The organism is Streptomyces phyllanthi (genome assembly GCF_009377205.1).
In the GTDB taxonomy this organism is placed as follows: Bacteria; Actinomycetota; Actinomycetes; order Streptomycetales; family Streptomycetaceae; genus Streptomyces; species Streptomyces phyllanthi.
This window is the reverse complement of record NZ_VJZE01000181.1, coordinates 1-16,400: the sequence shown is the minus strand read 5'-3', so window position 1 is coordinate 16,400 and position 16,400 is coordinate 1. Positions and strand designations below refer to the sequence as shown.

Annotated in this window: 15 protein-coding genes; 2 read left to right on the top strand and 13 right to left on the bottom strand. The window is 69.7% G+C overall.

Going from position 1 to position 16,400, the window contains the following annotated elements:
* Positions 1-134 precede the first annotated feature (134 nt).
* Both hisS and FNH04_RS24070 read right to left on the bottom strand, forming a co-directional pair.
* Positions 135-1,397 carry a histidine--tRNA ligase gene (hisS, locus tag FNH04_RS24075; protein ID WP_322723697.1) on the bottom strand — a complete coding sequence of 421 codons (1,263 nt, stop codon included), beginning with the start codon at positions 1,395-1,397 and terminating at the stop codon, positions 135-137.
* 13 nt (positions 1,398-1,410) lie between these two features.
* Positions 1,411-2,127: an MBL fold metallo-hydrolase gene (locus tag FNH04_RS24070; RefSeq protein WP_322723696.1), complete on the bottom strand. Its 717-nt coding sequence runs from the start codon at positions 2,125-2,127 to the stop codon at positions 1,411-1,413.
* A 191-nt stretch (positions 2,128-2,318) separates the two neighbouring features.
* Here FNH04_RS24070 and FNH04_RS24065 point away from each other — a divergent pair, with 191 nt between their 5' ends.
* Both FNH04_RS24065 and FNH04_RS24060 read left to right on the top strand, forming a co-directional pair.
* A complete protein-coding gene (locus tag FNH04_RS24065) occupies positions 2,319-3,155 on the top strand; it encodes a peptidylprolyl isomerase (protein ID WP_322723694.1) in 837 nt (278 codons plus the stop codon).
* Positions 3,156-3,290: 135 nt separating this feature from the next.
* Positions 3,291-4,520, top strand: a complete 1,230-nt coding sequence (locus FNH04_RS24060; RefSeq protein ID WP_322723693.1) for a DUF349 domain-containing protein — start codon at positions 3,291-3,293, stop codon at positions 4,518-4,520.
* Between the two features lie 82 nt (positions 4,521-4,602).
* Here FNH04_RS24060 and FNH04_RS24055 read toward each other — a convergent pair whose 3' ends face one another.
* The 11 genes from FNH04_RS24055 to pdxS all read right to left on the bottom strand — a co-directional run.
* Positions 4,603-7,161 (bottom strand): RelA/SpoT family protein, encoded by a 2,559-nt coding sequence (locus FNH04_RS24055; protein ID WP_152787554.1) that lies wholly within the window; start codon positions 7,159-7,161, stop codon positions 4,603-4,605.
* Between the two features lie 205 nt (positions 7,162-7,366).
* Complete coding sequence (locus FNH04_RS24050; RefSeq protein ID WP_152787552.1) at positions 7,367-7,915, bottom strand: adenine phosphoribosyltransferase; 549 nt, start codon at positions 7,913-7,915, stop codon at positions 7,367-7,369.
* Positions 7,912-9,024, bottom strand: a complete 1,113-nt coding sequence (gene secF, locus FNH04_RS24045; RefSeq protein ID WP_152787550.1) for a protein translocase subunit SecF — start codon at positions 9,022-9,024, stop codon at positions 7,912-7,914. Before secF ends, FNH04_RS24050 begins: the two co-directional genes overlap by 4 nt.
* A gap of 1 nt (position 9,025) precedes the next feature.
* Positions 9,026-10,801, bottom strand: coding sequence for a protein translocase subunit SecD (gene secD / locus FNH04_RS24040; RefSeq protein ID WP_322723691.1), 1,776 nt, complete (start codon positions 10,799-10,801; stop codon positions 9,026-9,028).
* 139 nt (positions 10,802-10,940) lie between these two features.
* Positions 10,941-11,432: a preprotein translocase subunit YajC gene (gene yajC, locus FNH04_RS24035; RefSeq protein ID WP_322723689.1), complete on the bottom strand. Its 492-nt coding sequence runs from the start codon at positions 11,430-11,432 to the stop codon at positions 10,941-10,943.
* A 174-nt stretch (positions 11,433-11,606) separates the two neighbouring features.
* On the bottom strand, positions 11,607-12,677 hold the full coding sequence (gene ruvB / locus FNH04_RS24030; RefSeq protein WP_152787546.1) for a Holliday junction branch migration DNA helicase RuvB: 1,071 nt from the start codon (positions 12,675-12,677) through the stop codon (positions 11,607-11,609).
* 27 nt (positions 12,678-12,704) lie between these two features.
* The gene (gene ruvA, locus FNH04_RS24025; protein WP_152787544.1) at positions 12,705-13,310 is read right to left on the bottom strand and encodes a Holliday junction branch migration protein RuvA; all 606 of its coding nucleotides are present in this window, start codon (positions 13,308-13,310) and stop codon (positions 12,705-12,707) included.
* A complete protein-coding gene (ruvC, locus tag FNH04_RS24020) occupies positions 13,307-13,852 on the bottom strand; it encodes a crossover junction endodeoxyribonuclease RuvC (protein ID WP_322723688.1) in 546 nt (181 codons plus the stop codon). Before ruvC ends, ruvA begins: the two co-directional genes overlap by 4 nt.
* Before the next feature lie 203 nt (positions 13,853-14,055).
* Positions 14,056-14,808, bottom strand: a complete 753-nt coding sequence (locus FNH04_RS24015; RefSeq protein WP_152787542.1) for a YebC/PmpR family DNA-binding transcriptional regulator — start codon at positions 14,806-14,808, stop codon at positions 14,056-14,058.
* Between the two features lie 76 nt (positions 14,809-14,884).
* A complete protein-coding gene (gene pdxT, locus FNH04_RS24010; protein ID WP_152787540.1) occupies positions 14,885-15,493 on the bottom strand; it encodes a pyridoxal 5'-phosphate synthase glutaminase subunit PdxT in 609 nt (202 codons plus the stop codon).
* A 14-nt stretch (positions 15,494-15,507) separates the two neighbouring features.
* A partial coding sequence (gene pdxS / locus FNH04_RS24005; RefSeq protein ID WP_152787538.1) for a pyridoxal 5'-phosphate synthase lyase subunit PdxS occupies positions 15,508-16,400 on the bottom strand: 893 nt, incomplete at its 5' end.

The following is a 16,400-nucleotide window of genomic DNA, read 5'->3' as shown; positions in this document are numbered from 1 at the left end:
CCCCAGACCCCCGCTTCGGCCCTGAACGGGCCTCGTCCTCGAACGCCGGACGGACTGGATATGCCTGCCCGGCCTCGGGCGAGAAGCTGAGCCCTGCCGAGGCGAAGACCCAGCGCACCCCGGCAGGGCCCCGCTCAGCCCAGCCTCGACTCCAGTTCCGCCACGACCTCGTTCACCGCGATCGCCGTCTGCTCGCCGGACTCCATGTCCTTCAGCTGGACCACGCCCTGGGTGAGATCCCGCTCACCGGCGACGATCGCGTACCGCGCCCCACTGCGGTTGGCGTTCTTCATCGCGCCCTTCAGGCCCTTCCCGCCGTACGAGAAGTCCGCCGCGATACCGACCTTGCGCAACTCGGTGACCTTGGCGAACAGGATCCGCCGGGCCTCCTCGCCGAGCGGGACGGCGAACACGCTCGTGGCGGCGGGGACGGGCAGCTCCACGCCTTCCGCCTCCAGTGCCAGCACCGTGCGGTCGACGCCGAGCGCCCAGCCCACCGACGGCAGCGCCGGTCCGCCGATCATCTCGGACAGGCCGTCGTAGCGGCCGCCGCCGCCCACCGCGGACTGGGAACCCAGACCGTCGTGGACGAACTCGAAGGTCGTCCGCGTGTAGTAGTCCAGGCCGCGCACCAGCTTCGGGTCGTCCTCGAAGGACACTCCCGCCGCCGTGATCAGCTCGCGGACCTCCTCGTGGTACGCCTTGCACGCGTCGCACAGGTAGTCACGCAGGAGCGGAGCGCCCACCAGCTGCTTCTGGACCGTGTCGCGCTTGTCGTCGAGGACCCGGAGCGGGTTGATCTCCGCCCGGCGAAGGGTGTCCTCGTCCAGGTCCAGGCCCCGGAGGAAGTCCTGGAGCGCGGCCCGGTAGACCGGGCGGCACTCCTTGTCGCCCAGGGAGTTGAGGAGGATGCGGAAGTTCCTGAGACCCAGCGAGCGGTACGCCTGGTCCGCCAGGATGATCAGCTCCGCGTCCAGCGCCGGGTCCTCGGCGCCGATCGCCTCGGCGCCGACCTGCGAGAAGTGGCGGTACCGGCCCGCCTGCGGCTTCTCGTAGCGGTAGTACGAGCCCGAGTACCAGAGCTTGACCGGGAGGTTGCCCGCCTTGTGCAGGTTCGCCTCCAGCGCGGCGCGCAGCACGGAGGCCGTGCCCTCGGGGCGAAGCGCCAGCCTGTCGCCGCCCTTCGTCTCGAAGGCGTACATCTCCTTCGTCACGATGTCGGTCGACTCACCGACACCGCGGGCGAAGAGCTCCACGTTCTCGAAGCCGGGCGTCTCGATGTAGCCGTAGCCGGAGTTGCGCAGCGGCGCGGCGATCGCCTCGCGCACCGCGAGGAACGTCGCGGAACGGGGCGGGATGAGGTCGTACGTGCCCTTGGGGGCCTGAAAGGTGCTCACGGAAGGTCTCTCGTCACATTCCTCGTCGGGGAGGGGTGCTCGTACCCGCTCCCTGGCCGCCGGCGGCCACCTGCCGCAGGTACGGGTTGGTGGCGCGCTCCTGGCCGATGGTCGTCTGGGGGCCGTGGCCGGACAGCACCACGGTCGAGTCGTCGAGCGGCAGGCACACGCGGGCCAGCGAGTCGAGCATCTCGGCCATGTCACCGCCGGGCAGGTCGGTGCGTCCGATGGAGCCGGCGAACAGCAGGTCGCCCGAGAAGAAGACCGACGGTATGTCGGCCGTCTCGGGCATCCGGAAGGTCACCGACCCCTTGGTATGGCCGGGCGCGTGCGCGACGGACAGTTCGAGACCGGCCAGTTCGAGCCTCGAACCGTCGGCCAGCTCCTTGACGTCGTCGGGCTCGCCCACGGTCAGCTCGCCCATCAGCGGCATCCCTATGGAACGGCCGAGCGCCTTCTCGGGGTCGCTCATCATGTACCGGTCCTCGGGGTGGATCCACGCCGGTACGTCATGAGCGCCGCACACCGGGACGACCGAGGCGACGTGGTCGATGTGACCGTGGGTGAGGACGACGGCGACGGGCTTGAGCCGATGCTTCTTCAGCGCCTCCTCGACTCCCTGGGCGGCCTGGTGGCCGGGGTCGATGATCACGCACTCCTCGCCCGCGGCGGGGGCGACCAGGTAACAGTTGGTCCCCCAGGCCCCGGCGGGGAACCCGGCAATGAGCACGATCGTCCTTCGGATTGTGGCGGTACGGGGTCGTACGAGCAGTCGTACGAGGTGTGTTGCTGCGCGTCAGAGCCTACCGGCGCTGCCGTTTCCTCAGCGAACCCATATACGGTACGGGGCACACACAAGCGGTCGGCTCACAGGTCGCACACGTACCGGTCGACGTACGAGACGCATGAGGAGAGAACCCGGTGGTCAGCCAGGAACAGCGGCGGCGTCAGCTCGCCCGGGAGAAGTTCTTGCGGCAGCAGCAGCGACGCACCGTCGCGCGGCGCAAGGCGCATGCCCGCAATGCCGTGATCGCGTCGGTCCTCGGCGTGATCCTGATAGGCAGTGTGGCGCTGTACACCACCGGGGTGCTCAAGGACGACGGCAAGAAGGACAACGCGAGCGCGGAGGTGACCCCGAGCGCCTCCCCGAGCAAGGCTCCCGACCCGTGCGAGAAGCCGGCCGAGGGCAAGGTCAAGGAGCTCACGTACAAGAAGGAGCCAGCGGTCACCATCGACAAGACCGCGAAGTACACGATGGACCTGCAGACCACCTGCGGTGACATCTCCATCAGCATGGACGCGGCGAAGACCCCGCGCACGGTGAACTCGTTCGACTTCCTGGTGAACAAGGGCTACCTGGACCACACGAAGTGCCACCGGCTCACCACGATGGGCATCTACGTGCTCCAGTGCGGCGACCCGCAGGGCACCGGCATGGGCGGACCGGGCTACACGATCCCGGACGAGAACCTGAAGGACACGCGCCTCAAGGGCGGGGTGTACCCGGCGGGCACCGTGGCCATGGCGAACCAGTACAACGCCCAGACGAAGGAGGGCCGCAACACCGGCGGCAGCCAGTTCTTCCTCGTCTACCAGGACAGTCAGCTGCCGGCCGACTACACACCGTTCGGGACGATTTCCGAATCGGGCATGAAGGTCCTGAAGAAGATCGCCGACGCCGGTGACAGCACGGGACAGGGCGATGGCGCGCCCAACGCGACCGTGGTGATCAACAAGGCGACTGTCAAGGAATCCTGACCGCCAACTGCGGAATTTCGGTCGCGCGGGATGCGGACAGCCGCCCCGCCGGTCGCCTATGTTGGCCGTGACGAAACTGTGGACGATGCCCGGGGGTGCATGAGCCCTTCGCAGGCATCATGTGGAGGAGGCGCTGTGAGCAGCGACCCGTGGGGCCGCGTCGACGAGACGGGGACCGTGTACGTGCGTACGGCCGACGGCGAGCAGGTCGTCGGTTCCTGGCAGGCCGGCTCTCCCGAGGAGGCGTTGGCCTACTTCGAGCGCAAGTACGAGGGCCTGGTTGTCGAGATCGGCCTCCTCGAAAAGCGAGTGCAGACCACCGATCTGTCGGCGAAGGACGCGCAGGCCGCGATCGACCACATCCGCGAGCAGGTCGACGCGCACCACGTGGTGGGTGACCTGGACGCCCTGCGAACACGGTTGGACAAGCTGGTCGAGGCCGTCGAGGCGCGCCGTGAGGAGCGCAGGGCGCAGCGGGCGAAGCAGTCCGACGAGGCACGGCACTCCAAGGAGGCCCTGGTCGCCGAGGCGGAGGAGCTGGCGCAGTCCGACCAGTGGCGGGCCGCCGGTGAGCGGCTGCGGGCGCTGGTGGACACCTGGAAGGGGCTGCCGCGGCTCGACCGCAAGTCGGACGACGAGCTGTGGCACCGCTTCTCGCACGCCCGCTCGGCGTTCTCCAAGCGCCGCAAGGCCCACTTCGCGCAGCTGGACGCGCAGCGCGAGGATGCCCGCAAGGCCAAGGAGCGGCTGGTCGCCGAGGCCGAGTCCCTCTCCGGCTCGACCGATTGGGGGCCGACGGCGGCCCGCTACCGCGAGCTGATGGCCGAGTGGAAGGCCGCGGGCCGCGCCCAGCGCGAGCACGAGGACGACCTGTGGAACCGCTTCCGCGGTGCCCAGGACATCTTCTTCGCGGCACGCAGCTCGGTGTTCGCCGAGCGTGACGCCGAGCAGGCGGAGAACCTCAAGCTCAAGGAGGAGCTGGCCGAAGAGGCGGAGAAGCTGCTGCCGATCACGGACCTGAAGGCGGCGCGTGCCGCGTTCCGCTCCATCAACGAGCGCTGGGAGGCCATCGGCCATGTGCCGCGGGACGCCCGCCCGAAGGTGGAGGGCCGTATGCACGCGGTCGAGCGGGCCATGCAGGAGTCCGAGGATGCCGAGTGGCGCCGTACGAACCCGGAGGCCCGTGCCCGGGCCGCGGGGCTGACGGGCCAGCTCCAGGCGGCCGTGGACAAGCTGAAGGGCCAGATCGAGCAGGCGCGCGCCCAGGGCAACAACGCCAAGGCCGACAAGCTCGAGAGGGAGCTGGAGGGCCGCCAGGCGCTGCTGGACCAGGCGCTGAAGGGTCTGCAGGAGTTCGGCGGCTGAGACGACCCGCCCACGCGTACGAAGGGGGCTCCCGTACATCGTGTACGGGAGCCCCCTTCGTATGCGCCGCTGTGCCGCGAGGCTACGGCCTGCGCGCCGATGTCACCCGGTACACGTCGTACACGCCCTCCACGCCTCGTACGGCCTTCAGGACGTGGCCCAGGTGCTTGGGGTCGCCCATCTCGAAGGTGAAGCGGGACGTGGCCACCCGGTCGCGGGAGGTCTGGACGGCCGCCGACAGGATGTTCACGTGCTGGTCGGACAGGACGCGGGTCACGTCCGAGAGGAGGCGCGACCGGTCCAGGGCCTCGACCTGGATGGCGACCAGGAACACCGAGGACTGGGTGGGCGCCCACTCGACGTCGAGGATGCGCTCCGGCTCGCGGGAGAGGGACTCGACGTTGACGCAGTCGCTGCGGTGAACCGATACGCCACTGCCACGGGTCACGAAGCCGATGATCGGGTCGCCGGGGACGGGCGTACAGCAGCGGGCGAGCTTCACCCAGACGTCCTCGACGCCCTTCACCACCACACCGGGATCGTTGCTGCTGCGGCGCTTGCGGCTGCGGCCGCGCGGCGACGGCACCGCCTCGTCGATCTCCTCGGTGGCCGCCTCCTCGCCGCCGAGGGCCTGCACCAGCTTCTGTACGACGTTCTGCGCGGCCACATGGCCCTCGCCGATCGCCGCGTACAGGGACGAGATGTCGGGGTAGCGCATCTCGTGGGCGAGGGTGACGAGCGAGTCGCCCGTGAGGATGCGCTGGATCGGCAGGTTCTGCTTGCGCATCGCGCGCGCGATGGCGTCCTTGCCCTGCTCGATCGCCTCGTCGCGGCGCTCCTTGGAGAACCAGGCCCGGATCTTGTTGCGGGCGCGCGGCGACTTCACGAAGCCGAGCCAGTCGCGGGACGGGCCGGCGCCGGTCGCCTTGGAGGTGAAGACCTCGACCAGGTCGCCGTTGTCGAGGGTGGACTCGAGCGGGACGAGGCGTCCGTTGACGCGGGCGCCTATCGTGCGGTGGCCGACCTCGGTGTGGACCGCGTAGGCGAAGTCGACGGGGGTCGCTCCGGCCGGGAGCGCGATCACGTCGCCCTTCGGCGTGAAGACGAAGACCTCGTTGCGGGAGAGGTCGAAGCGCAGCGACTCGAGGAACTCGCTGGGGTCCTCGGTCTCCTTCTGCCAGTCGAGCAGCTGCCGCAGCCACGCCATGTCGTTGATGGCGTCCTTGTCCTTGCCGGATGTCCTGGGAACGTCCGTACGGACCTTGGAGGCGCCCGCGACGGCCTCCTGCTTGTACTTCCAGTGCGCGGCGATGCCGTACTCGGCGCGGCGGTGCATGTCGAACGTTCGGATCTGGAGTTCGACCGGCTTGCCGTTGGGCCCGATGACCGTCGTGTGGAGCGACTGGTACATGTTGAACTTGGGCATCGCGATGTAGTCCTTGAACCGGCCGGGGACCGGATTCCATCGCGCGTGCACGGTGCCGAGAGCGGCGTAGCAGTCCCTGACCGTGTCGACCAGGACGCGGATGCCCACCAGGTCGTAGATCTCCGCGAAGTCACGGCCGCGGACGATCATCTTCTGGTAGACGCTGTAGTAGTGCTTCGGGCGGCCGGTGACGGTCGCCTTGATACGGGCCGCGCGCAGATCGGACTGCACCTCGTCGGTCACTATGGCGAGGTACTCGTCGCGCTTGGGGGCTCGCTCGGCGACGAGACGCACGATCTCGTCGTACATCTTGGGGTAGAGGATCGCGAAGGCGAGGTCCTCCAGCTCCCACTTGATGGTGTTCATGCCTAGGCGGTGGGCCAGCGGCGCGTAGATCTCGAGGGTCTCGCGCGCCTTCTTCTCCTGCTTCTCGCGCTTGAGGTAGCGCATGGTGCGCATGTTGTGCAGGCGGTCGGCGAGCTTGATGACCAGGACGCGCGGGTCCTTGGCCATGGCGACGACCATCTTGCGCACGGTCTCGGCCTGGGCGGCCTCGCCGAACTTGACCTTGTCCAGCTTGGTGACGCCGTCGACGAGGAGCGCCACCTGGTCGCCGAAGTCGCGGCGGAGCTGGTCGAGGCCGTACTCGGTGTCCTCGACGGTGTCGTGCAGGAGTCCCGCCATCAGCGTGGCCGGGTCCATGCCCAGCTCGGCGAGGATGGTGGTCACGGCGAGCGGGTGTGTGATGTACGGGTCGCCGCTCTTGCGCTTCTGGCCGCGGTGCCAGCGCTCGGCGACCTGGTAGGCGCGCTCGATCTGACGGAGCGTCGATGTCTCGATCTTCGGGTCGTTGCTGCGCACTATCCGCAGCAGTGGCTCCAGGACCGGGTTGTACGGGTTCGAGCGCTGGACTCCGAGGCGGGCCAGGCGGGCGCGTACCCGGTTGGAGGAGCCGGAGCGCGCGGGCTGACCCGAGGCCGGGCGGGCCGGGGGCGCGGTGGGGGTCCCCCCTGGACCGGAGCTGGTAGCGGGCCCCTGGGGGCGCTCGGGAGGGGCCGGCTTGGGCCGCGGCTGCTCGACGGCCCTGTCGACGGGCGCGGACTGGGCGTGCTCGACCGGACCCTGCGCGGCGCTCTTCGCGCTCGGCGCGGGCGTGGCCGCTCCCGAGGCGGGCTCGGGCTTGGCGGCGGTCAGTGGCTGGGCCTCGTCTGCCAAGAGGACTCCTCGTGCGCGATCCGGGTCCCCCGATCAGGCTCCGGAGACCCCATGGTAGCGATCCTCGGCTCTCGGCTCGCCTTCGGCTGGTGAGACGGGCTGCTACCCGAGCAACGCGAGAGGCGGGCACCGCGTTCCTCCGGTGCCCGCCTGCGCGGTGTCGTACGGGTGGCCCGTGCCGTTCGTACGTCTGTCGTGCCGGTCCTCAGAGCTGGAGCAGGGCCTCCAGCGGGGCACCCGCGAGGGCCGGTTCCAGGCGGGCGCGGCCGCCCAGGAAGCCGAGCTCCATCAGCACGGAGACGCCCGCGATCTCGGCGCCCGCCCGGCGTATGAGCTGGACGGATGCCTCGGCGGTGCCGCCGGTGGCGAGGACGTCGTCGATGACCATGACACGGTCGCCCGCCGACAGGTCCTCGGCGTGCACCTCGATCTCCGCGGAGCCGTACTCCAGGTCGTACGCCTGGCCGAGGGTCGCTCCGGGGAGCTTGCCCGCCTTGCGCACGGGGATGAAGCCGACACCGGCGCGGACCGCGGCGGGCGCCCCGAGGATGAAGCCGCGGGCCTCCAGGCCGACGATCTTCGTGGCCCCGTGCCGGACGACGAGCTCCGCCAGCGCGTCGGTGAGCGCGGTGAACGCCGCCGGGTCGGCCAGCAGCGGGGTGATGTCCTTGAACATCACGCCCGGCTCGGGATGGTCCGGGACGTCGCGAATACGGCTGAGCAGCAGCGTCGGGATGTCCACCAGCTCGGTCATCGGCGCTTCCCCGAGGGGCGGCCGCGGCCCCGGTTGCGGGACGCGGGCTGGTGGCGCGGGCCGACGACCGCGGGGGTCGCGTCCTCCGGCTCGTCGCCGTACGACTCCTCGTCGGTCTGCTCCTCGGCGGAGTCGCCCTGGTCGGCCTGGGCCCGCTTGGCCAGTACGCGCTTCCTCAGGGCCTTCATCTGCGGCTCGCGCTCCTTGAGGTCGGCGACGAGCGGCGTGGCGATGAAGATCGAGGAGTACGCGCCCGCGGCGAGACCGACGAACAGCGACAGCGAGATGTCGTTGAGCATGCCCGCGCCGAGGACACCGCCACCGATGAACAGCAGGCCGGCGACCGGGAGCAGCGCGACCACCGTGGTGTTGACGGAGCGCACCAGGGTGCTGTTGATCGAGCGGTTGGCGACGTCGCGGTACGTCCAGCGGGTCTGCTTGGTGATGTCCTTCGTCTGCTCCTTGAGGCTGTCGAAGACGACGACCGTGTCGTAGAGCGAGTAACCGAGGATCGTCAGCAGACCGATGACCGTACCCGGTGTCACCTCGAAGCCGACGAGGGCGTAGATGCCGACCGTGATGGTGATGTCGTGGATCAGGGCGACGAACGCGGCCACCGCCATCCGCCACTCGAACGCGATGGCCAGATAGATCACCACGAGGACCAGGAAGATCCCGAGGCCCTGCCAGGCCTTGTTGGCGATCTGGTCGCCCCAGCTGGGCCCGACCAGTTCGGCGTTGATCGTCTCCGAGTCGACCTTGAAGTCCTTGGCCAGCTCTTCCTTGATCTCGTCGGACTTGCCGGTGTCGACGCTGGAGATCTGGATGCGCAGGCTGCCGTTGCCGAGTTCCTGCACGATCGCGTCGTGCCCTGCGGCCTCTTCCGCGTACTCCTCGGCCTGGGCGACCGAGACGCTGGTCTTCTCGGTGGTGAAGACGGCACCGCCCTGGAACTCGATGCCCATGTTCAGGCCCCGCACCACCAGGCCGACGACGGCCAGGACGGTGATCAGGATGGAGACGCCGTACCAGAGCTTGCGGTTGCCGACGAAGTCGTAACCGACCTCGCCGCGGTGGAGTCGGGCGCCGAGGTCGCCGAGTTTCGACATCTCAGGCCTCCTTCGGGTCGACGGGGACGGCGGGACGGCGGGTGCGGCGCAGCGGCGGCCGGGCACCCAGTCGCTTCGGGTCGAGGCCGGACCAGCTGTGGCCGTTCGCGAAGAACTTCCTGCGGGCGAGCAGCGTCAGCAGCGGCTTGGTGAAGAAGAACACGACGACCACGTCGAGCACGGTGGTCAGGCCGAGCGTGAACGCGAAGCCCTGGACCTTGCCGACGGTGACGACGAACAGCACCGCGGCGGCGAGGAACGACACGAAGTCGGAGACCAGGATGGTGCGCCGGGCGCGCGGCCAGGCCCGCTCGACAGCCGGGCGCAGCGAGCGGCCCTCGCGGATCTCGTCCCGGACGCGTTCGAAGTACACGATGAACGAGTCGGCCGTGATACCGATCGCGACGATCGCACCGCAGACCGCCGGAAGGTTCAGCGCGAAGCCGATGGCCGGGCCGAGCAGCGACATGATCACGTAGGTCATGACCGCGGAGATCAGCAGCGAGGCGATGGCGATGAGCGACAGGCCGCGGTAGTAGACGACCAGGTAGAGCACGACCAGGGCGAGGCCGATCGCACCGGCGATCAGACCGGCCTGCAGCTGCTCGCCGCCGAGAGCGGGCGAGACGGTGGTGACGCTCGCCTCCTTGAAGGTGAGCGGGAGGGCGCCGTACTTCAGCATGTTGGCGAGGCCCTGGGCCTCTTCCTGCGTGAAGCTGCCGGAGATCTCGGCGTTGCCACCGGCGATCGACTGGCTGACGGACGGGTCGGAGACGACGTCGCCGTCGAGGACGATCGCGAACTGGTTCTGCGGGGGCTGGTTCGCGGAGAGCTGGCCGGTGATGTCGGCGAACTTCTTGGCACCGCCGGACGTGAACTTCATGGTGACTTTCCAGCCCGCGGCGCTCTGGGTGTCGAAGACCGCCTGGGCCTCGTCGACGTCCGTACCGGCGACCGCGGCCGGGCCGAGGATGTACTTCTGCCACTGCTGCTGGGAGTTCTGGCCGCAGGCGAGCGTCGGGTCACCGGCCTTGACGTTCTTGCCGGCCTCGGCGCGCTGGGCCGGCTTGGTGCAGTCGAGCTTGGCGTACTGGGCCTGGAGCTTGGCCGTCGCGTCGTCGGCGCCGGCGCTCGCGCTCGCGGACGGGGAGGCGCTGGAGCTCGCGGAGGCCGAGTCACTCGGCGTCGGGTCGGCCTTCAGCGCGTCGGTGACCGCGCGGCCCTGCGAGGTGGCCGTGGACGACGGCGTCGCGGAGCCGGAGGGAGACTCCGCCTTCTCTTCCTTGTCCTTGTCCGAGGCCGCGCCGGAGCTGGACGCGCTCGGGGAGGCGCTGGAGCTGGGGCTGGTGCTGGGGCTGGCCGCCGCGTCGGCGCCGGACACCTCGGTGGTCAGGACCGGGCGGAAGTAGAGCTTGGCCGTGGTGCCGACCTGTTCCCGGGCCTGCTTGGAGTCGGTGCCCTTGGGGATGTTGACGATGATGTTCTTGTCGCCCTGGGTCTGGACCTCCGCCTCGGAGACGCCCAGTCCGTTGACACGGCGCTCCATGATCTCGACCGCGGTGTCCATATTGGTTTTGTTGATCGCTGATTCCTGGCCGCTCTCGGCCTCCAGCGTGATGCTCGTACCGCCGGCCAGGTCGATGCCGAGACGCGGAGTCGTGTGTCCGGAGGCGAACATTCCCCCGGTGAGCGCCGCGATGGCGATCAGGATGAGGGCCAGTGCGCGGCCTGGTTTGCCCTGGGCGCTCGCGCTCCGGCCCTTCTTCGGTGCTGCCACCTTCTCGTAACTCCCTCTCGGGCCGCCTCAGCGCCCGGTGGGCGTTCGGGCGGCCATGACATGGTGTCGGGACTTCGTGCGAGAACGACACGTCCCGGGTGGCGCGAGCTGGTCGTGCTCGCGCCACCCGGGAGCGTGACTACTTCGCGTCGGACTCGCCGTCGGTCTTCTTCTGCTCCGATTCGTCGGCCTTCGCCTCGACGGGCTCGTCGGCGTCGTCCGCCGCGTCCTTCTTGCCGAGGTCGATGGGCTTGTCGTCGGAGGCGGTGGAAGCGTCGGCGGCGGGCTCGTCGGTCTCGGTGAGGGAGGAGGCGTCGTCCGGCACGACGTCGGACTTCAGGTCGTGCTCGATGCCGTGGACGATGCGGTTGTACTCGTCGTCGGTGAGGACGGCACCGATCGCGTTCTTGGCGAAGAGCAGTTCCACGCCCGGACCGGCGTCAACGAGGACCGTGTCCTCGTTGACCTCCTTGACCGTCGCGTACATGCCCCCGATCGTGCGGACGCCGCTGCCTGGCTGCATCGAATTCCGCATGTCAGCGGCCTGCTGCTGCTTCTTCTTGGCGGAGCGGGTCATAAGGAACATGGCCCCGATGAGCACGATGAACGGGAGGAGGGTCAGGAGACTCACGGGTGGGAACTTCCTTCACACGACCGCGATGGTGAGCGGCCTGATGGTTGGGGGTATGTGTGCCGCCGACAAGGGCGGCATCGGCGGAGTCTAAGCGAGTCCGCACGCCAGGAACAACGCACAGCATGACACCGGGGTTCCAGAGCGGGCGAGTCCCCCGCCGTCACGCTGCCGTCACGCCCCGAACAGGTCCTGCTGTCCGCCTCCCCCGGCCGCCCCCCGGGGCGGGGTGAGGCCGAGGTGCGCCCATGCCGCGGGGGTCGCGACACGGCCGCGCGGGGTACGGGCGAGCAGGCCCTCGCGGACGAGGAACGGCTCGGCGACCTCCTCGACCGTCTCACGCTCCTCCCCCACCGCGACGGCGAGCGTGGACAGACCGACGGGGCCGCCGCCGAACAGCTTCAGCAGTGCCTCCAGTACGGCGCGGTCGAGGCGGTCGAGGCCTCGGGCGTCGACCTCGTAGACGGCGAGGGCGGCCGCGGCGATGTCCCTGGTGATGACACCGTCGGCCTTGACCTGCGCATAGTCCCGTACGCGGCGCAGCAGGCGGTTGGCGATACGGGGGGTGCCACGGGAGCGGCCGGCGATCTCGGCGGCGCCCTCGGTCCCGATCTCCAGGTCGAGCAGATGCGCGGAGCGGTGGATGACGCGCTCCAGCTCGGCGGGCTCGTAGAACTCCATGTGCGCGGTGAAGCCGAAGCGGTCGCGCAGCGGGGGCGGCAGCAGGCCCGCGCGCGTGGTGGCGCCGACCAGTGTGAACGGGGGCAGTTCGAGAGGGATGGCGGTGGCCCCGGGGCCCTTGCCGACGATGACGTCGACGCGGAAGTCCTCCATCGCCATGTAGAGCATCTCCTCGGCGGGCCGGGACATGCGGTGGATCTCGTCGAGGAAGAGGACCTCGCCCTCCTGGAGTGAGGAGAGGATCGCCGCGAGGTCGCCGGCGTGCTGGATGGCGGGGCCGCTGGTGATACGGATGGGGGCGCCCATCTCGGCCGCGATGATCATCGACAGGGTGGTCTTGCCGAGGCCGGGGGCGCCGGAGAGCAGCACATGGTCGGCGGTCGCCCCACGCGCGCGTGCCGCCCGCAGCACCAGGTCGAGCTGCTCGCGGACCTTCTCCTGGCCGATGAACTCGTCCAGGTCCTTGGGGCGCAGGGCGGCCTCGACGGCCTGGTCCTCACGGTCGGCGGACGCACCGACGAGCCGCTCGGGGGCGGTGGCGTCGGTCGTGTCGTCCCAGTTCATATGTGTCGTGCCTCGGTGTGTGGTGGGTCAGCGGGCTCGGTTCAGGGTCTGGAGGGCCGCCTTCAGCAACTGGCCGACCTGGGGCGTGCCGTTTGCTGCTTCCGCCTGGGGTGCCACGGCGGACACGGCCTCGTCGGCCTCGCGGGTCGCGTACCCCAGGCCGATCAACGCGGCGTGCAGTTGATCGCGCCAGCCCTGCGTGACCGGAGCACCGATCGCGGGGGCACCGATCGGCTCGCCCAAGCGGTCCTTGAGCTCCAGGAGCAGCTTCTGGGCGCCCTTCTTGCCGATGCCGGGGACGGCGATCAGCGCCTTCTCGTCACCGGTGGAGACTGCTCGGCGCAGGGCGTCGGGGCTGTGCACGGCGAGCATCGCCTGAGCCAGCCGGGGACCGACTCCGCTCGCGGTCTGCAGCAGCTCGAAGACCTGGCGCTCGTCGTCGTCGGCGAAGCCGTACAGGGTGAGCAAGTCCTCGCGGACGACGAGGGAAGTGGCCAGCTTGGTCGGCCGGCCCATGCGCAGCCCCGACAGCGTGCCCGGCGTGCACTGGACGGCGATGCCGATGCCGCCCACCTCGACCACCGCGGAGTCGGGGGCGAGCGCGGCGACGGGGCCGCTGACGAAGGCGATCATCGGGTGGCCTTTCGGGCAAGGGTCTGGGCTTGTCGGTGGGCGGCGTGTGCCTGCTGGAGGCGGTTGACGGCGGGGGCGCGCCAGATGTGGCAGATGGCGAGCGCGAGGGCGTCGGCTGCGTCGGCGGGCTTCGGGGGCGCGTCGAGCCTCAGCAGGCGGGTGACCATGGCGCCGATCTGGGCCTTCTCGGCGCGGCCGCTGCCGGTGACGGCGGCCTTGACCTCGCTGGGTGTGTGCAGCGCGACGGGGATGCCGCGGCGGGCGGCGCAGAGCGTGGCGACGGCGCTGGCCTGGGCGGTGCCCATGACGGTCCGTACGTTGTGCTGGCTGAACACCCGCTCCACGGCGACGAATTCGGGCCGGTACTCGTCCAGCCACTGCTCGATGCCCTGCTCGACGGCGACGAGGCGGTGTCCCAACTCGGCGTCCGCGGGCGTCCGTACGACACCGACGCCGAGCATGGTCAACGGGCGCCCCGCGACGCCTTCGACGACTCCGACACCGCATCGGGTCAGTCCTGGGTCCACACCGAGGACGCGCACCTGCCCCTCCCCTCTTTGCGGCTGAACCGCCGCCGCTCTCGCGGATCTGGCCTGGCACCGTCGGGGGTCCCGCAATGATCGGTCGCGGTCCGTGGACGGTGATCTTTGACGTCCCGCCAGGCTATCGGCTGCCACCGACAACGACGGCGGGCCGGTAGGACGTGTCCCACCGGCCCGCCGATACCGCTGAGTTCGCGGCAGCGCTACGCGTCGACCTTGGCCATGACGTCGTCGCTCACGTCGAAGTTGGCGAAGACGTTCTGCACGTCGTCGCTGTCCTCGAGGGCGTCGATCAGCTTGAAGATCTTCTTGGCGCCCTCCTCGTCCAGCTCGACCTGCATGGTCGGGACGAAGTTGGCCTCGGCGGAGTCGTAGTCGATCCCGGCGTCCTGGAGGGCGGTGCGGACCGCGACCAGGTCGGTGGCCTCGCTGAGCACCTCGAAGGACTCGCCCAGGTCGTTGACCTCCTCGGCTCCCGCGTCGAGCACGGCGCCCAGGACGTCGTCCTCGGACAGCTCGCCCTTGGGTACGATGACGACGCCCTTGCGGTTGAAGAGGTACGACACGGAACCCGGGTCGGCCATGGAGCCGCCGTTGCGGGTCATGGCGACGCGGACGTCGGAGGCGGCGCGGTTGCGGTTGTCGGTGAGGCACTCGATGAGCACCGCGACGCCGTTCGGGCCGTAGCCCTCGTACATGATCGTCTCGTAGTCGGCGCCACCGGCCTCGAGACCGCCACCGCGCTTGATCGCGGAGTCGATGTTCTTGTTCGGCACCGACTGCTTCTTCGCCTTCTGCACGGCGTCGTACAGCGTCGGATTACCGTCCAGGTCCACGCCGCCCATGCGCGCCGCGACCTCGATGTTCTTGATCAGCTTCGCGAAGAGCTTGCCGCGCTTGGCATCGATGACGGCCTTCTTGTGCTTCGTCGTGGCCCATTTAGAGTGGCCGGACATCTGCCTGTCTCCTTCGCGTAACCCATCCTGTTTGAACTCCCCGGACCGCAGGGGCCCGGGGGGACCCCCGGAGATCCTACAAGGACTCCGCTGTCCGGTAGGCGCGCACCATGTCGACGAACAGGGCGTGCAGCCTGTGGTCGCCGGTCAGTTCCGGGTGGAACGACGTGGCGAGCGCGTTGCCCTGGCGTACGGCGACGATGTGGCCGTCGTGCTCGGCGAGCACCTCTGCCTCCGCGCCCACGGACTCGACCCAGGGGGCGCGGATGAAGACGCCCTCCACAGGGTCGCCCGCGACGCCCTTCACGTCGACCGCCGCCTCGAACGACTCGTTCTGCCGGCCGAAGGCGTTGCGGCGCACGATCATGTCGATTCCGCCGATGGTCTCCTGGCCCGAACGCGGGTCGAGGATCTTGTCAGCGAGCATGATCAGGCCGGCGCAGGTGCCGTAGACCGGCATGCCCTCACGCACGCGCGCGCGGAGGGGGTCCATCAGGCCGAAGAGGACGGCCAGTTTGGAGATGGTGGTGGACTCGCCTCCGGGGATCACGAGGCCGTCCACCTCGGCGAGCTCTTCGGGGCGCCGCACCGCCCTGGCCACGGCGTCGGCCGCGGCCAGGGCGATGAGGTGCTCCCGTACGTCGCCCTGGAGGGCCAGGACGCCTATGACGGGGGTGTTGCTCATGGGATGCAGTGCCTTTACCAGCCGCGGTTGGCGTAGCGCTCGGTCTCGGGGAGGGTGTCGCAGTTGATGCCGACCATGGCCTCGCCGAGGTTGCGGGAGGCATCGGCGATGATCTTCGGGTCGTCGAAGAAGGTGGTGGCCTTCACGATGGCGGCGGCGCGCTTGGCCGGGTCGCCGGACTTGAAGATGCCGGAGCCGACGAAGACGCCCTCGGCGCCGAGCTGGCGCATCAGCGCGGCGTCGGCGGGGGTCGCGACACCGCCGGCCGAGAAGAGGACCACCGGCAGCTTGCCCAGCTCGGCGACCTCCTTCACGAGCTCGTACGGGGCGCGCAGTTCCTTGGCGGCTGCGTACAGCTCGTGGTTGTCGAAGCCCCTGAGGCGGGCGATCTCGTTCTTGATCTGGCGCAGGTGGCGAACGGCCTCGACGACGTTGCCGGTGCCGGCCTCGCCCTTGGAGCGGATCATGGCGGCGCCCTCGGCTATACGGCGGAGGGCTTCGCCGAGGTTGGTGGCGCCGCAGACGAACGGGGTCGTGAAGGCCCACTTGTCGGAGTGGTTGACCTCGTCGGCGGGGGTGAGGACCTCGGACTCGTCGATGTAGTCCACGCCGAGGGCCTGGAGGACCTGGGCCTCGACGAAGTGGCCGATCCGCGACTTGGCCATCACGGGGATGGAGACCGCGTTGATGATGCCCTCGATCATGTCCGGGTCGGACATGCGGGCCACGCCGCCGTCCTTGCGGATGTCGGCCGGGACGCGCTCCAGCGCCATGACCGCGACGGCGCCCGCGTCCTCGGCGATCTTCGCCTGCTCCGGCGTGACGACGTCCATGATCACGCCGCCCTTGAGCTGCTCGGCCATGCCGCGCTTGACGCGGGCGGTGCCGGTCTCGGGGGTCTGGGCGG

What these genes read in the sequence shown, in the direction of transcription:
- FNH04_RS24050 (WP_152787552.1), bottom strand. Translation starts at nt 7,915, where the DNA reads ATGACCGAGCTGGTGGACATCCCGACGCTGCTGCTCAGCCGTATTCGC.
- secF (WP_152787550.1), bottom strand. Translation starts at nt 9,024, where the DNA reads ATGTCGAAACTCGGCGACCTCGGCGCCCGACTCCACCGCGGCGAGGTC.
- ruvB (WP_152787546.1), bottom strand. Translation starts at nt 12,677, where the DNA reads ATGAACTGGGACGACACGACCGACGCCACCGCCCCCGAGCGGCTCGTC.
- ruvA (WP_152787544.1), bottom strand. Translation starts at nt 13,310, where the DNA reads ATGATCGCCTTCGTCAGCGGCCCCGTCGCCGCGCTCGCCCCCGACTCC.
- FNH04_RS24015 (WP_152787542.1), bottom strand. Translation starts at nt 14,808, where the DNA reads ATGTCCGGCCACTCTAAATGGGCCACGACGAAGCACAAGAAGGCCGTC.
- pdxT (WP_152787540.1), bottom strand. Translation starts at nt 15,493, where the DNA reads ATGAGCAACACCCCCGTCATAGGCGTCCTGGCCCTCCAGGGCGACGTA.